General features: G+C 37.1%; 16 protein-coding genes. 6 read left to right on the forward strand and 10 right to left on the reverse strand.

Translation table 11 applies throughout. The features are described from left to right. The first annotated feature begins 10 nt into the window (after positions 1–10). Entirely contained in the window at positions 11–1081 is a 1071-nt protein-coding gene (locus LDM93_RS02875; protein WP_223890521.1) for an AI-2E family transporter, read from the forward strand. Between the two features lie 109 nt (positions 1082–1190). Then, complete coding sequence (locus LDM93_RS02880) at positions 1191–2072, forward strand: patatin-like phospholipase family protein (protein WP_223890522.1); 882 nt, start codon at positions 1191–1193, stop codon at positions 2070–2072. 47 nt (positions 2073–2119) lie between these two features. Here LDM93_RS02880 and bioV read toward each other — a convergent pair whose 3' ends face one another. The 6 genes from bioV to LDM93_RS02910 form a co-directional block, all read right to left on the reverse strand. Continuing rightward, positions 2120–2632 carry a pimelyl-ACP methyl ester esterase BioV gene (gene bioV / locus LDM93_RS02885; RefSeq protein WP_223890524.1) on the reverse strand — a complete coding sequence of 171 codons (513 nt, stop codon included), beginning with the start codon at positions 2630–2632 and terminating at the stop codon, positions 2120–2122. A gap of 2 nt (positions 2633–2634) precedes the next feature. Then, a complete protein-coding gene (locus LDM93_RS02890; RefSeq protein ID WP_223890525.1) occupies positions 2635–4311 on the reverse strand; it encodes an AAA family ATPase in 1677 nt (558 codons plus the stop codon). Continuing rightward, a complete protein-coding gene (mtaB, locus tag LDM93_RS02895) occupies positions 4286–5533 on the reverse strand; it encodes a tRNA (N(6)-L-threonylcarbamoyladenosine(37)-C(2))-methylthiotransferase MtaB (RefSeq protein WP_223890526.1) in 1248 nt (415 codons plus the stop codon). Before mtaB ends, LDM93_RS02890 begins: the two co-directional genes overlap by 26 nt. A gap of 2 nt (positions 5534–5535) precedes the next feature. Next, the gene (locus tag LDM93_RS02900) at positions 5536–7203 is read right to left on the reverse strand and encodes a mechanosensitive ion channel domain-containing protein (RefSeq protein ID WP_223890527.1); all 1668 of its coding nucleotides are present in this window, start codon (positions 7201–7203) and stop codon (positions 5536–5538) included. After that, positions 7200–8252 (reverse strand): 3-dehydroquinate synthase, encoded by a 1053-nt coding sequence (gene aroB / locus LDM93_RS02905; RefSeq protein ID WP_223890528.1) that lies wholly within the window; start codon positions 8250–8252, stop codon positions 7200–7202. The genes LDM93_RS02900 and aroB overlap by 4 nt, the downstream gene beginning before the upstream one ends. Before the next feature lie 91 nt (positions 8253–8343). After that, positions 8344–9576, reverse strand: coding sequence for a COG3400 family protein (locus tag LDM93_RS02910; RefSeq protein WP_223890530.1), 1233 nt, complete (start codon positions 9574–9576; stop codon positions 8344–8346). A gap of 342 nt (positions 9577–9918) precedes the next feature. On the opposite strand from LDM93_RS02910, the gene tgt reads away from it, so the two are divergent. Beyond that, entirely contained in the window at positions 9919–11037 is a 1119-nt protein-coding gene (gene tgt / locus LDM93_RS02915) for a tRNA guanosine(34) transglycosylase Tgt (RefSeq protein ID WP_223890531.1), read from the forward strand. A gap of 33 nt (positions 11038–11070) precedes the next feature. On the opposite strand, the gene LDM93_RS02920 is transcribed toward tgt, so the two are convergent. Both LDM93_RS02920 and LDM93_RS02925 read right to left on the reverse strand, forming a co-directional pair. After that, positions 11071–11673 (reverse strand): hypothetical protein, encoded by a 603-nt coding sequence (locus LDM93_RS02920; RefSeq protein WP_223890532.1) that lies wholly within the window; start codon positions 11671–11673, stop codon positions 11071–11073. Positions 11674–11809: 136 nt separating this feature from the next. Then, the gene (locus tag LDM93_RS02925; protein WP_223890534.1) at positions 11810–12703 is read right to left on the reverse strand and encodes a 5'-nucleotidase; all 894 of its coding nucleotides are present in this window, start codon (positions 12701–12703) and stop codon (positions 11810–11812) included. 125 nt (positions 12704–12828) lie between these two features. Between LDM93_RS02925 and LDM93_RS02930 the strand changes: the two genes are divergently transcribed. Beyond that, complete coding sequence (locus tag LDM93_RS02930; RefSeq protein ID WP_223890535.1) at positions 12829–13176, forward strand: gamma-glutamylcyclotransferase; 348 nt, start codon at positions 12829–12831, stop codon at positions 13174–13176. Between the two features lie 48 nt (positions 13177–13224). Here LDM93_RS02930 and LDM93_RS02935 read toward each other — a convergent pair whose 3' ends face one another. Further along, positions 13225–13458 carry a hypothetical protein gene (locus tag LDM93_RS02935; RefSeq protein WP_223890536.1) on the reverse strand — a complete coding sequence of 78 codons (234 nt, stop codon included), beginning with the start codon at positions 13456–13458 and terminating at the stop codon, positions 13225–13227. Between the two features lie 196 nt (positions 13459–13654). Between LDM93_RS02935 and LDM93_RS02940 the strand changes: the two genes are divergently transcribed. After that, positions 13655–13996: a hypothetical protein gene (locus LDM93_RS02940; RefSeq protein WP_223890537.1), complete on the forward strand. Its 342-nt coding sequence runs from the start codon at positions 13655–13657 to the stop codon at positions 13994–13996. 970 nt (positions 13997–14966) lie between these two features. On the opposite strand, the gene truD is transcribed toward LDM93_RS02940, so the two are convergent. Then, positions 14967–16034, reverse strand: coding sequence for a tRNA pseudouridine(13) synthase TruD (gene truD / locus LDM93_RS02945; RefSeq protein ID WP_223890539.1), 1068 nt, complete (start codon positions 16032–16034; stop codon positions 14967–14969). A 220-nt stretch (positions 16035–16254) separates the two neighbouring features. Here truD and LDM93_RS02950 point away from each other — a divergent pair, with 220 nt between their 5' ends. Continuing rightward, a complete protein-coding gene (locus LDM93_RS02950; RefSeq protein ID WP_223890540.1) occupies positions 16255–16950 on the forward strand; it encodes a hypothetical protein in 696 nt (231 codons plus the stop codon). Positions 16951–17072: the final 122 nt, after the last annotated feature.

Raw genomic sequence — 17072 nt, forward strand, 5'->3', positions numbered from 1 at the left:
TAGGAGATAAATGATGAAAAGAGAGATCCCCAATAAATTTCAGCAAGGGTTTATACTGTTACTGCTTTTTACTGTTTTGATGGGTTTCATTGGAATGATCCATGAATTTTTGATCGCGCTTGTGCTCGCTGCGATCTTTGCAGGGTTGCTTTATCCGGTCTACCGTAAAATCCTTTACACTCTGAAGAACAGAGCTGCATTGGCAGCGGGCAGCACACTGATCCTTACAGTCTTTCTTTTCGGTTTACCGTTGGCAGGCCTTACCGGTATGGTCACAGGTGAAGCGATACAGATCAGTAAAAAGGCACGTCCTATAGTAAAAAAAGCCTTGGATAATAATCTCACTTTGAGCGAACAATTACCTGACTGGCTGCCTTTGAAAGAAAAACTTGAACCTTTTCATGAGACTATTGTCCAGAAAGTCTCCGAAGCAACCAGTGCGATGGGAAGTTGGCTGGTTTCAAGTTTATCCAGTGCTACAAAAGGAACCTTTGGCTTTTTAATGAGTCTGTTCATAATGTTTTATGCAATGTTTTATTTTTTGATACATGGGCCAAAACTATTAGCTTCGCTGGCCTCTTTACTGCCGCTTTCTGAAGAGGACAGGACTGAAGTGATGAGCCGCGGGTTGACAGTGACCAGAGCATCCCTTAAAGGCATCATCATTGTAGGGATCATTCAGGGTATACTCGTTGGATTGGCTTTTTGGGTGACAGGGATCGAAGGTGCGGCATTTTGGGGAAGTGTTGTGTTCGTCCTTTCTGCAATCCCTGGAGTCGGGGCCCCGTTTATCTGGTTACCGGCAGCTGCTTATTTACTCTTTACAGGCAGTACCGGATGGGGTATAGCTCTTGTTATATGGGGTGTATTGGTTGTAGGATTGGTTGACAATTTCTTACGCCCATGGATCGTTGGGAATGATTCAAAATTGCCCGACCTGGTGATACTTATTTCGATTCTGGGAGGTATTATCTCCTTTGGTCCTTTAGGTATCATTCTAGGTCCGGTAATAGCTGCCCTTTTAGATACGGTTTTAACTATTTATAAAAAAACGTTTCAAAATGTGTTACCAGAATCATGAATAAGGCTATGAAATGATGATGAAGCGATTTAGTATACAACTGTTACTCATAACCCTGTTACCAATTTTACTCTTTGCAAAGAGCGAAAATATAAAAAAGGATAGTGATATGCAAAAAGATAAAAAAACTGTCTCCCTGGTCCTTGGAAGCGGTGGAGCCAGAGGATATGCACACATTGGTGTGATTGAGATCCTTGAAGACCAAGGCTATGAGATCAGATCTATTTCCGGGTCCTCCATAGGTGCATTGATAGGAGGGCTTTATGCGGCAGGAAAACTTGAAGCGTATAAAGAGTGGGTCCTCTCTTTGGATTTTATAGATACACTCAAACTGCTTGATATCTCACTTTCGCATGGTGGCATAGTGAATATCAATACTGTATATAAAAAAATAGAAGAGATGATAGGTGACATTAAAATCGAAGATCTGCCTATAAAGTATATCGCTGTAGCTTCAGACATCAAGCATCATCAAAAGATCGTGTTCAAAGAAGGTAAACTCATCGATGCAATCAGAGCCTCCATTGCCATACCAACCATTTTTACGCCAGTCGTTAAAAACGATATGATACTTGTAGATGGAGGTGTGATCGATCCTTTACCTATAGCTTCTGTATCGTCAGAAGATACAGATATGATCATTGCGGTGAATCTTAATGCGAATGTACCCAATACCTATAAAATAGATAGGCCAGAAAAAGAAGAGAACAAATTGTATACAAAGACTATGCAGCTGGTAGATAAAGCCAAGCAAGTGATAGGTACAGGCACCTCTACAGAAAAGCCGCCGATAGACATTTTTTATATACTTAATAAGAGTTTGGATACCACACAAAGTCTCATAGTGGAAAACATACTTAAGGAGTATCAACCCGATGTAATGATAGAGATCCCTAAAGATGCCTGTGAAACCTATGAGTATGACAAAGCCTATGAGATGATAGAGATAGGTAAAAGGGCCACACAAAAAAGTTTAAAAACTTTGAAATGAATGTGTTTATTATGGAAAGGCTAGACTTCATTATTGATCTATAGTATTTAGCTTTGCAATAGATGCCCTACAGACTTCATGAAGTATGTCGTAGTCATAGGTTTGAAAAAATCAAATGCTTTTTGTGCATCTATGATCTTGTCATCTTCTCCCAAGAAGACTTCAATAATCGTACCTCTATCCAGTATTTCTTGTATCTTCTTCTGATCCCACGTGTAACTAAGCAGCGCTTCAAGCTCTTCTTTTGTACCCACCTCCAAATAGTTCGAAAGATCTATGTTTGAAGGGTACGCTGCATTGGCTAGGAACTGTTTGACGTAGGCTTCCTGCCCTGCTTCAAAGTAACGTAACTGGGTACGGATAAAACTTGGTTTTTCTGTTTGAAAAAAGGCCGGAGAGAGAAGTATGAGTCTGTCAATACGGACTTTAGACTGATATACATATTCAAATGCCTGCTGTGCCCCATAAGAAAAACCTGCAACACAGTAGTCACTATTTAGAAGATACGGCGCAAACAGTTCCTTTTCGCCCTGCAGGGAAAATCCATTAAAGTATTTCATGTTTAAAAGATCTTTCGTAAAATGACTCTACACTCTTCAGCTGTAATGTTCTCATGTGCTAAGAGATAGCTCGAAGTCTCACTTAATGCTTTGTCCAATGTTGTTAGGAGGTTTGTGACTTCTGAGACTGATTCCCGTAAAAGTTCTTCTTCTTGTTGAGGCGTTACGATGAAGTTTTCGCTCATCACATACTCATAGACTACTTTCCTGACTATCTCTTTTGCTTGGGCAATATCACTGTTTGCATTGGTAAATTGTTCATTATAATGCATTTTTGTTGCTATGCTGCCTGCAAGATAGACTTTGATACGTGAGAGAAGTTGGCTCTTGGAGAGTATTTCATGTTCTTGGCTCAGCAGTCTGGTATTTACGATACCTATTTTCTCAAATTCAACATCCATCCATGTTGCTATAACAGCTTTTGCAGCTTGATAAATGGCTTGAATCTCCCTCTCTTCTTCTGTGAAAGAGAGTATTTTCCGTTTTCCCAGTAAGACTTTCTCTTTTACCGCCTCAAAATCAGAAGTTTCAACTACACTGCGCCCTTCTCTCATGGCGTAAATAGCAGCTTCATTTGTCAGTGTATCCAGAGCCGCAGAGTTAAACCCTACGGTCATTCGTGCTATAAGGTCTATATCTACATTATTTGGTTTGTGTGCAAGATAGAGCTCAAGTGTTCTGGCTCTATCTTCCAAATCAGGCAGTGAAATATGTATACGTCTATCAAAACGTCCTGCTCTTAGTAATGCCTCATCAAGCATCTCTATTTTATTGGTAGCACCGATGACTATGACACCTGAACTGTCTTCAAATCCATCCATTTCCGTGAGAAGCTGATTGAGCGTAGCTTCCCTCTCATCATTTCTAAACTCACCGCGGCTCTTGCCTACAGCATCGATCTCATCAATAAAAATAATACTCGGTGCCATCTGTTTTGCTTTTTTAAAGAGTTCAGAGACCCTTTTCGCACCCATTCCTACATAAATATGTACAAAAGATGCACCACTTTGGTAAAAGAAAGGTACATTGGCTTCACCTGCGACGGCTTTTGAAATCAGTGTTTTACCTACGCCGGGAGGACCTACCAGGAGGACACCTTTAGGCAAGCGGATATCCAAGTCACGGTATTTTTGCGGTTCTTTGAGAAAATCAATGATCTCTTCAAGCTCTTCTTTTACGTCTTTGATCCCTGCTACATCTTCAAAAGTGACATTTGAAGTGAGTGCCTGTACAGGATCATTTACAGGAGTATCATCGGCTTTTGAGGCTGCCTTTATATGTTTGAGTTGTTGCAGTCTGTTCTGTTTCATCAGTCTATATAAAAATCCAAATGCAGCGATAATGACAAGAAGTGAAAGAAGATCATAGATATAGCTGTTGTCGGTACGTACTTCTACAGGGTATTTGGTAAAAAAAGCTGTTTTATTGACGGCATCTTTGTATATCTTATAGTTCTCTGTATTTGTCTGTAGACGTATGAAATCCCCATCTATAATGACTTTTTGTATCTTGTCCTCAGTATAGAGAGCATTTGCCTGATCATGGGTAATGAGTGTGTCTGTATCTCTAAAAAAAGCAAATGAAAGTAATAGTACCAATACTGCAAGTAACCCCAAAATGATTTTAATATTTGAGGGATTAAGTGCCGATGGATTAAACCTTGGCTTTATTGCCTTCATTGCTTACCTCCACGTCATTTAGTAAGACCCAGTTTGCACTGAGGTCTTCATCACTTGTTACAGATATTTTATTAAAGTATTGGTCAAAGCCTTGATATACACCATCTTTACCACTCTCAAGCAATACTTCAAGATTCTGCGTATGTTCACGTCTAAAAGCAAAGTTTTTTGCTTTGATAATATTTGTGAGTTCACGATGACGCTCTTTTGCTATGTTGCCTTTTACTTCGGGTTTCATGGTTGCAGAAGCGGTATTGTCACGTTTAGAGTATGAGAAAGCATGAACATGTGTAAGCGGCAACTCTTTGACTCTAGAGATCGCTTCAGCCCACTCTTTCTCATCTTCACCAGGATGTCCTACAATATAGTCCGTCCCTAAAGCATAGCCCTGGTCTGCAATTTTTCTGAAAAGTTCCAGGTCAGTCTTAAATTCATTTCTTCTGTTCATCAGTTTGAGCATTTTATCGCTGGTGTGCTGAAGGGCAATGTGCATATGTTTTGCCATCCAGGGTTCATTGAGCAGCTCCAAAAATTCATCGTCGATCTGTATAGGCTCCATACTTCCAATACGTATTCGTCGAACACCACGGATCATACTCATCTTTTTAAGCAGTTTGGCCATAGATGTGTTGTGATCACGCCCGTAAGATCCTACATTGGTACCGGTAAGGATGAATTCTCCAAATCCATTTGAAGCAAGTTTGTTGATCTGCTCCAAAATAGTCTCTTCTTTGTGAGAACGTGCATCACCGCGTACTGCAGGAATGATACAGTAGGAACATCTAAAGTCACACCCCTCTTGGATCTTAATAAAAGCCCGGCTCTTACCTACAAACTCTTCGACGATGGTTGAATCTATATGTTCAAGGTCACCGATCTGATAAAATGGTTCTTCATTTTTGAGTACCGCGTTGATATTTTCTTTCTCAGAGTGGCCTATGACACCAAATACTTTTTTGTCTTCAAACAATGATTCACCTTTTGAGTGTGATCCACAGCCTGCCAGTACTACTTTTGCATCGGGATTTTTACGATGCATGGATGAGATATAGTTACGTACAGAAGAGTCAGCACCATTGGTAACAGTACAGGAGTTGACAACGATGATATCAGAGCTAAGCTCATCATCTGTCAGTTCGTAATCTTTCAGTTTGGACATCATTACCTGTGTGTCGAATTGGTTAGTACGACACCCAAAGGTTTTAAAATAGACTTTTTGCATGATTATAGCCCTTGATTAGGATCTATAGCATCTAATCCCATTTGAGGACTAGGTACATTTTTATCCACATATATAGATTGTGTAGGAAATGCAAGATGTATCTTCTCTTCTTCTTGAATACGAGCGATTATCTCAATGGAAATAGTACTTCTCAATGTCATAGTCGCATAAGAGTTAGTGAGATACCATGCCGATATTTTTAAACCATAAGGTTCAATATGTGTAAAGATACGAGGCTCAACATTGGTGTTTCTCATACCATACTTGCTTCTTAGTTTGTTGAGCTGTTTTCTTGTGATCTCAGTATACCCTTTTGAGTACTTCTTCGTGATCTCTTTAGCAATATGCATAGCCTTATTTGCATCAGAATCGAAAGTAATGACAAAGTCTATCCCATCCCATACGGTTTTTAGTCCGGAATGAGAGTAGTTAGCTATCATATCAGTAAATATGAAGTTGTTTGGAATGAAGATCATACGCCCTGCTCTTCTGTTGGTCATATAAGACGTGAGGTTTACATCTTCATGCATGGTCATACGGAGCATTGAGATATCAACGATATCCCCTACATACTCCACACCCTCTCGTACAAATCGAACCCTGTCACCTACATGGATTGCACCTCCAAGTACAATGGTCGCCCATCCCATAAGGGACATGAACCAGTCTTTCATCGCAATGGCAATACCGGCTGAGGCAAAACCAAGGATCGTGACAAGATAACTTACGTTTTCTATATAGGCAAGGAGTAAGGTTAAAATTAAAATACTTACAAAAGAGATATTGAGTGCCTTGTTGATAGCATAAAAACTTTCTTCTTCTGACATATATTTTTTAACAAAAAATTTAATAAAAAATAAAAGGAAAATAAAGAAAAGGATGATAGCTCCGATCGTCATAGTTCTTTGTATCTCTCTTTGAATATCATTTTTGAGATTAAGCTCGATTTCATCAATTTTTTTACTATATACATTTTTGGTGGTTTTAAATATCTCCAGGACAGGAATAAATGTTTTAATTTGATCTATAGTGTCTTGTTGTTCATTAATATAGTCCAAGTTTAGAGGGTCTAACTTTAAAAGTTTGTTGAGGACAAGCTGTTTCTCTTTAAACTTTTCGACTATACGATAGAGTGATTCATATCGATTGTTGTACTCTTCTATGTCGGATTGGAGTTTTTCTCTATAGGATACTGCACCGATCACCGCAAAAGGGCTATCTACTTTAGGTACATCAGTTATTTCAGGAGGTGTAAGGAACTTTTTAAAAGGGTCTTTTTCATACTCTCTTAGTAGTTGAAGTTTACCAAGTAGTGTTATCTTATCATTTTGGGCATTTTGTAACTCTTCTTGTTCTGTTCTAGTTTTTTGTTTTATTTTTTCTAAGCGGTCAATGGTTTCATCTAGTGCTATATGTTGTTTTTCAAGTTCTTTATATGTATGATAGTTACTATAGATCTTTGACCAGATATTGTTATCACTAAGTTCTTTGTCCAGCGTTTCTTTTTTATTAAGAAGCTGATTTATTTTGTTCATATCCAAAGGTAGTTTTTGTGTTTCTGTAGACTCTTTTATCACCTCTGCAGTGCTGTTTTCCTCTAAGACTGGTTCAGCATATGCTGTAATAGAAGATAAAAGAGTAAAGGCTATAAGAATGTGTTTAAAACTCATTTTTCTTCTCCAAAGCCGTGAAGTACTTTTTTTACAATACTTTCATCAATATCAGATACCATTTTATAGTGACCCATACCTTGAGGCAAGATAAATGTGATACTCCCTCTGGCACTTTTTTTGTCTAAAAAGAAATGCTCATAAAAGTCATCTACATCTTTGATCACATAGTCTGTAGGTAAAGAAGACTTTTCTAAAAGTCTCTTCACTGCTTCGGCCTCTTCCTGTGAGAATAGACCAAGTTCCACAGCCAAAGCGTTGGCCATGACCATTCCTATAGCTACGGCTTCACCATGTAGATAGGTTGTGTAGTTGGTTTCATTTTCAACCACATGACCAAAAGTATGTCCGTAGTTAAGTACCGCCCGTATACCTGCCTCTTTTTCATCTTGATTGACTACCCATGCTTTTAGCTCTACACTTTTTTTGATCACTTCTTTAAGTGTTTCAGTGTCACTAAAATTAGATTTTTGCAAGAATTCAAAATATGACTTGTCAAACATAACGGCCATTTTGACTATCTCTGCGATACCTGCAGCAAATTCTCTAGGCGGTAATGTTTTTAAAAATGAAGGGTCTATATAAACAGCTTTGGGTTGATAAAAAGCACCAATGAGATTTTTTCCATATTTGTTATTGACCCCTGTTTTGCCCCCTACACTGGCATCAACTTGACTAAGCAGTGTTGTGGGTATCTGTATAAAGTCTATCCCTCTTTGATAAATGCTTGCCGTAAATCCTGTCATATCACCTATCACACCACCACCAAAGGCGATAAGTAGAGATTTTCTATCGAGCTTATGTTCAAAACATTCATTCAGTATATTTTCAACTGTTTCTAGGGTCTTGTACCCTTCCCCATCAGGAATCGTAACCACATTGAGTTTTGTGGCTTTGATGTGAGAAAGAAGTGTTTCAAGATGGTACCCCGCAACTGTAGGGTTCGTAACCACAACAACATTGGTGTCAAAAGTAAGTTGGGGTAATGCATCAATAGTGATATCATAAGTGATGTTTTGAGTATGTGCTAATTCGATAGGGACGATCATTCAGTAAAACCTTGCGCGTTATTATTGGCTCTATTTTATCTTATTTGTGATTAAGTATCGTTTTAAAGGGCTTTATGCCCCAATAGAGCCCTTATGTCATCGCAAAAGGAACAAGCAGTTTTGGATGTCTGTTGGTAGTAAGAAGATAGTCTTGTACCTTGTTAGAGATGAGTTTTCTAAGGCTATCAGTATTGAGATGTTTTTCAAAAGGTGCGATTTGGAGTATATCTTCCATGTTTGAAAGTTCACGTATAGGATTAGCCACTTTCTGTTCGATGTTCACCTCCATATTAAAGATATGTGCGAGTGTCTCATAATGATCAATGATCATCTTTTTACTCTCAAAATCGCCTTCCGGGTTAAAGTCACCTAGTGTAAGCCCTAAGCCCAGTGTTTCAGATATGTCAAAAGCGGTAGATGAAATGGATTCCATTTTTTCATTTTCACTCATCAATACTACAGAGTTTTTGATGTTATAAAGAAGTCTATCACCAAAAAGAAAAACCAATTTTTTCAAGTCATAGAGTATCTCTTTAAGGTCATCTGCTTCAAATGCGGGGATAGTGTTCATCACAAGCCCGACATCAAATTCATGTATATCCTTTTGTATGAGAGATTTAACATTTTCATTTTCATAAGAGATAGAGATCGTAACGTGTTCTGATTCCAAGGTTTTGAGTTCTTCTATTAAGTCAAAATCATTTGGGTATAAAATACGTACAAACAGTTCTTTATCTTCTACCTTTTCCATAAGATAAATACTTTGTTTAAGGCAAAGCAATGCATCTTTTTTATCATGTCTTAGATCTAAGATAAGATAGATATTTTTACCAAAGGGTTCAGGGAAAAGACCTATTCTTTTATTGATGGCCTTATATACACCATTAAGCACGATAGGTTGACCCAGTATGAGTAAGGTATCGTTTGGGCGTATCATCGTGGTATCTTCTGGAAGGATCTGCTTTCCCTCTCTGTAGAGTGCAGCAATCTTCCATTTTTGTTGAAGGATTGATCCTACATGTCTATAGGCGTAAGAACTTCCAAAGGGTACATGGACCTCCATGATCTCTCCTTGCCCAAGTCCAACATTTTGTGCGACCAAAGGTACATTGGGAAGTTGGTCATAAAGATGGGCCGATACCAGTTTATCACTGTGTACGATAGTGATGTTCTCATGATCCTTTCCTATTTTATCGTCATCCCATTGGTTTACAAGCGTAATACGTATTTTAGGTTTAATCATTGCGATATTTTTCAGTACATATCGGGCATCTTCTATATCTTCCATTACCACAAAAAGGTTCGAGAACTTTGTCTCACTCATAATACGATTCAATTTTGAAAAACTTGTAGGGTCAGCATCAATGATCGTAATGTTTTGGCCTATTTGGTCAGGTGTAGTATGCTCTTTATAACATGTGACATAATATTCGTTGTCTGCAACTCTGTTTTTACTGACCCATTCGATAAAATGTTTAGCAATGCTGCCACTAGCTAGAATAAGTATATTTTTGATGAAAATCCTTTATATCATTTACCATATAAGCAAATGTTGTCATGACTTTTTCCATTGATAACAGAGGGATCATGGGAATGGTCACTTTTGTCTTATTTTGTAAAATATAGATATACTTCCGTAATTATTTTTGAGGGATATTATAACACAATGGAATTTCAGATAGATAAAAGAGATGGTAAAGCAAGAGCCTGTACGATAAAGACAGCGCATTCTACGATACAAACACCGGTATTTATGCCCGTAGGTACTGTAGGTGCGGTCAAAGCACTGGATGCAACGGACCTTGCTACATTCATTAAGCCAGAGATCATCCTGGGGAACACATATCATTTATACATGCGTCCGGGTGATGAAACCATCAAGACTATGGGAAAGTTGCATGGATTTACGAAGTATCCTAAAAGCTTTCTGACGGACAGCGGCGGTTTTCAGGCATTTTCACTCTCCGATAATGTCAAGATAGATGAAAATGGTATCACTTTTAGAAGCCATCTAGATGGAAGTAAACACTACTTTACACCTAAAAAAGTAATAGATATCCAGCATAATCTAGGTTCAGACATTATGATGATACTTGATGATCTTGTCGCTCTTCCCGCTACCCAGGAACGTATCAAAGCGAGTATCGAACGTACCACACGTTGGGCGCAGGAATCTATAGATTACTTTAGAGCCAAACAGGAAGAAGGTATCGGTGTTGATCAAAACATTTTTGCTATTATCCAGGGTGGTACCGATAAGGCTTTTCGTGAGAAATCAGCTAAAGAACTCTGTGCGATGGATTATGATGGTTTTGCCATTGGCGGCCTTAGCGTAGGAGAAGCAAATCAGGATATGTATGACACGGTAGAGTGGACCACACAGTTCATGCCAGAAGACAAGCCGCGTTATCTTATGGGGGTAGGAACTCCGGAAGATTTGGTAGAGAATGTTGCACGTGGGGTAGACATGTTTGACTGTGTCATGCCTACCAGAAATGCACGGAACGGAACACTCTTTACAAGTTTTGGTAAAGTTAATATCAAAAAGGCTGCATACACGACTGATGAAGGACCTATTGACCCTGAATGTGGCTGTATGGTCTGTCAAACCTATTCAAGATCATATTTGCGCCACCTCTTCCGTGCAAGAGAGATCACGTATTTTAGACTTGGTACTATTCATAACCTCTACTACTATCTTAACCTGATGAGTCAAATGAGAGAAGCGATACAAGAAGAGAGATTTGATGAATTCAAAGCAGCGTTTTATGAGAAACGAAAGTAATATAAAACGCAGTTTATAGTCAAAAACGGTACATTATCCTTTGATGGACAACCTCAAAATCATATTCCCATCTTTATTATATTCTTCTATGACCTTTGCATCCAGAGAAGGTTGACCTGTGATAAGTGTACCTTTTAATGTATTTAATACATGAAAGAAGTTTTTATTAAAAGGTGTGATGATCTCTTTTATTTTTTTATGCCTGATCACTTTTACTATGTCTTGAATACAGTGCATATAATAGATCTTATTAATAGCTCTTTGTACTCTATAATCTTGCATTAGTTCAATGTTCTTGATCCATACTTCTTTGTCAATATCTGATAGATGCGCTAAGTTTTGTATATATTCTATCTCGTGTTGAATCTTCTGTTTATATGTTTCACACTCCTTTGAAACACATTCTTCTATGTCATTTTCATGGTATTTTAAAATCGTATGTAAATCTTCCTCTTGAAATGCTTTGTTTTCAAAGTGATGGATATAAAAGGGTTTTTTTTTATAATCATTGTCAATATCTTTAAGAATTTCCAAGGCTGCCGTGAGATAAATATATTTATCTTCTTTTGATGTTTTATACACGATACCATGATTTGATATCTCTACTCTTGGACCTGTATATTCTACTTTTGACATAAGTACTACCTTTGTTTAGTACATTGACTAAAATCTATTATAACTATAAATAATTTAATATATTCATAAAAATCAATCTAATGTCTATTAATGGATAAGAAAGAAGATATGAATAAAAGTGTTATAATATTAAATACTATAAACGCTTATATGGTACCTTTGCAGAAGGAGTCTCTTTTGAAGTATCTTTCAAATGGGTATCTTGGTCATCGAAAAATATATCTGCGCCAAACGCTTTAATAACCTCGTATTTTTGTACACCACCTTGGAAAAAGGCTTCATCTACACGTACACCCCACCCCTCCAATGTTCCCAACACTCTTTCATGAGTAGAGAAATTTCTGGCTGTCACAAGTGCTGTACGGATCGGTGAACCCTCCATAGGGAATTTGTCCTGTATCTCTGAGATGGTTTTGAGAAACTTAAAGAATGGTCCTTGACTAAGTGGATTTTTCGCGTTTTGACGTTCGTGTTCGATGAACGCTTCCAAACCTTTTTCCTGATAAATTCTTTCACTCTCATCTCCAAATAAAACAGCATCCCCATCAAAAGCTATCTTAACGATATCACTCTCCTCTGAGGTGATAGGTGTATGTGGCAGTATGGTCGCAGCAGCCACACCTGAGTTTACTGCCTCTTCAACATCCTGTGTGTGTACCGAAAGAAACAGGTCTACTTTAAAAGCATTAAGATATCTGCTTACGGGTGTACCTGCAGTCCATCCCGTGCGTTCGATATCAAGGTTATAGTGTTCTATGGATCGACCTATCCGCAAGCCTGTAGCGGCATTATTACGTGAAAGGATGATTACTTCTATAAGTTTGTTATCAAATTTTTTATTGATAGCAAGCAGGTTCTGCACAAATCTGAAACCAGAGCCTTTAGCCAAAGGATTGTCCAGATGTTCAAGTTGATGCTTATAGTAGCTTTCAAGACCCTCTTCATCAAAAATAGCATTCTCTTCTTCGAGGTTAAATAGTGCACGTGAAGAGATAGCAATTACAAGTTTGTTTTGAAGATCATACGCCATAGATTTCCTTTGATTGTTTGTTGTATTGTAGTCAATTTTACTTTATGAGATAGAGTGAAGAGTCTTCCAAATTAAATCTATGCTAGAATTCTTTCACTAAATGCACCCTAAAACAAAGGTCACAGATGGAAACACTTTTTGTATATGGCACACTCATGCCTAATTGTCCAAATGGTCATGTACTGGAAAATATCACAGGCAAGTTCATCCCTGCAACGGTGAGGGGAAACCTTATAGGTGCCGGCTGGTCAGCTTCTATGGGTTACCCAGGCATAAAACTGGATCCTCATGGCGATACGGTACACGGTTACTTGTTTTACTCACGTAATCTCGATGATCATTGGGAGAACCTGGATGAATTTGAGGGGAATGAGTTTGTTCGAACAGAAGTAACAGTAGAAAGATATGATGAACTTGATGTAGATACATTTATTTATGTACTGAAAGAAGACAAAGATCTTTTGGAAGAGTAAAGAGGCGGTGGTGGTTCTTGGTAATTTTTAGACAGAAAGTATATCTGTCTATGCTGTCATTGGATTGAGAGATAATATAGTTCCCCCGTCTTCTGCTGTAAGAAAAATAGTCTTGTCTTTATAGACAATAAATCCGCAATCCAGCACAGGAAAATAGTCTGCAGCTAAATTTTTTTTCTTCGCATATTCGATATATTCATGAATAGAACGTAAAGAACAAATCGGAATACCCTTCTCCATCTTCTCTAACCATTGACTTATTTCTTTATCACATGTAATCATTAACTCACCATATCTAACTAATAACCAGTAATTATAATATATAATTAAAGTTTTCTATTTTTTGTAAACTATAATGAAGATGTGTTAATTAAGTGTTAAAAATAATTTTTGATAATTATTTTCTCAATATTGGTAAATAATATGTCAATTTGACATATTATTATCTATTTTCTAGCACTAACACTAGAATGTCACAATGTATCATAAAAAGAAAGAAAGATATTATATCTGTGACTTACTAGAAAATCCAGCTGTTCCCTACCCATCTTACTATGTATTGAGTAGTTCTATGTGTAAGAATGAGATGCTGCAAACAGCGTTGATTGCCTTACATAGTTTTGATTTCTCTTATTACGAAACGGCTAAAAATTATGAAGATGTTTTTGCCATGTTTCACTCAGGGACATTTCCTATTTATAAAGAAAAGTATATTGTAGGATACTTCGGAAATAAAATGATGTATTTGGAATCAAATGGATGGAAAGGCATGCCCGCTACAGAGGAGATATTCAAGATTGAAAATTGGCTTGTATGCTAAGTATATATAGAATAGATCAAACTCATAAATAAATGTGACATAAATATGACATCCATATTGTATTATGCAAATGAATAAATTAAAATTATGGATTAAACAATGAAAAGAACACTAATGTATACAGAGGAAGTACTTAATAAGCGTGGAGTCGTTATACAAGTAGTCTACCACTATGATGATGGCACGACCTTAAAACGTAAGATAAATGCTGGACAATGAAAAAAAACTCTCTAAACTTTTCTGTATCAATAAATTGAACAAAGAAGATAGGACACTTGTATTATTTGTGATAAGCATAAATATAATATTCATTATTCTTGCCCTGATAATATATGAATAATAAATATTTTCCTAATTTCTACTAAAAAATAAACTTTTAAACTTATTTTCCATCCACTCAAATACCATTTTTATGTTAAAACCTAAAGACATTTATATGAGCATGAATTATTCGTTCACTAATCTATACCTTTGTATACCAATCGATAGGACACACCTAACAGAAGAGATTTTTAAGATGGGAAATTGGTTTGTTTTTTAAGTCTGAAAAAATAATTTGAACAAATTTTAGTTATAAGTTTTAAATTAAGACTAATTTTATCTTATTTAGTTAAAATTCGAGCATATCTTAGGTATGGCAGTTTTTTTTATTCTTCCTCCTTTTAGAAAACATTGTTGTCTCGACTACCAACGAAACAAACTTCCCTCTGCTGTATCTAAGATAAAATTCCCTTCAATTTACAATTTCAGCACCTATCTTAATCTGCGGCGATTATTATATTGTTCTTTATATTACTATCCACTATAGTAATAATAGTGTGGATGACCGTAGTAGTGAGGATGACTATACACTGAAGCGACCATGATAGTACCAACGCCAACTCTTGTAGTAAAAGTGCATTCCTGAGGTAAAGATCAATGTCGAAGTAAGTATGAAATCATTAAAATTTCTAAGAGATACTCATGAGGTTTATGCTTCTCCACCTCTTAAAACATCTAGTACGTTAGTGGCATAACAGCCTTTAGGTAATGCAAAACTCAATTCATAATGGGCTTTTTCTTCTACATAGTTTTTGTGGATCTCTGTGACTTGTATCCATGCATAGCGTCTGGCACCATTTAAATTGATGTCTTCTGCAAAAGGAGCTTCTATCAAGCCGGCAACACCTTCAGCCCTGTTGGTTTTTTTCCCAGGAAGCAGTCCTGCAGGTGCGATATCTTTAGACTCAAATCGTTTGGCCTCTTCTTCCAGATTCTCCACTGTAAATAAACGTCCGTAAGGATAATGCATCATCACATCACCCTCTACCAGTTTAAAGAAGTGTGGCTGTGACTTGGTACCTTTGAGTGAGCCTTCTGGTAAGTTTAATACCTGTTCTGTCTCTGCTTCGGTAAATTTTTCAAGTAAGTGATTGAGTTCCATACGCTTAGAGAGCCATTTGTTAAACAAGTAACTCTGGTAGGCACCCATAAGAAATTCTTTGGTTTTTCTGTCACGTATCTTCAGTGTACCCTCTATCAGTTTTTTCCCATCTTCCCAATTGTTCCCATCCGTTCCAAAACGCTGATTCCCAAAGTAGTTCGGTACACCGTTTGCTTTGATCCACTTCAGTACAGAATCGAGTTTGTCTTTTTGTACACCTAGCACTTTTTTCAAACGTATCTTGAAACGATTGCCTTTTAGATGCCCTACTCTTATCTTGTTATTGTGACGAACCATAGAGAGGATCTTGATCTTGTCATGTGTAAATGCTTTTAACTTCTCTTCATGTACTGCCATGACTGAAATATACTGTATCGTCATGGCATGTTTATCTTTTAGCCCTGCATATCCCATATCACGACGGCGAATACCTACATGGTTAGAAATCGCATCAAGCATCTCCCATGTCGTTAACTCTTTTTTACGTACTTGAAGCACGAGGTGTTCACCTTCTCCTGTAAACTCATACAGCGGTATCTCTTCGACAGTAAAGTCTCTTGGAGAGGAGTTAAATACAAATTCATTTTTGACATTTAGTGGGTAGATTAGGTTCATAAGATTCTTTCTATTTTATATATTGGTATTTTATCTTAAAGGTTATTAAGTTCGACGTAATAAAAAAGCATCAGAATATGTACATGACTCAAATATTAATATCTATACTTAATGTGCATATTGTTATTATTTCTTGTAATAGTGAGACATTTCTTGTATACTCTTAAATATGAAAAATAAAGCAATAGAGGGACAATCTATTCCCCTAACAGATAGCTAAATGCAACCAAGAATACTAGCATTAATCATAACAATATTGCCATTGTTTATTTCAAATGTTGTTTACCTGCTCAGTGCTTACGAAGGATTCATACCTTGGTGTATACCTTACATAGATGGGTGTACCACTATCAGTAAAGCTGCGCGGAGTGGTGATTCAATATTTATATTTCGTGCAACCATGATCGCATATGGTGTACTACTGATAGGGTTCTGGATATATGTACGACAATGGTTAGATCAGCTTTATGGTTACACTAGCAACATGGCTCGTATCATTTTATGGCTTGGAATAGTTGGTGCGATTTTTTTCATTGTATATATTGATTTTTTAGGCACTACAGGTGAAGTCAATCGTTTTATGCGCCAATACGGCATTCTGATCTATTTCATATGTACACCATTGGCTCAAATATTACTGCTCAGACAACATTACAATATTTTGCCATCATTGCAAGAGGATACTATAAACCCGAAGGCTCTGAAGTATCAGTTGATTATCATAGTATTAATGTTGGTCATTGGCATTGTGCATAGTGTATGGGAAGTCACACATACTAAGACCTATGAAAGCGAAAATATCGTGGAGTGGAATTTGGCACTGTTGATGCAACTCTATTTTTTAGGTCTGTTTTTTATATGGAAAGACTACAGATACTATTTGAAAAATGATTCGAATTCAACTTCCGGAATATAACATGCGTAATGATGAAAAATTCACTTCTAACTGGACCGATTTTGTTAATGAGACTAATATTAAAGACTAAAATATATAATAAAATACAGGGCCAACCGTTGATCAGGAGTGGATCAACTATT

The organism is Sulfurovum sp. TSL6, assembly GCF_019972115.1.
GTDB lineage: Bacteria > Campylobacterota > Campylobacteria > Campylobacterales > Sulfurovaceae > Sulfurovum.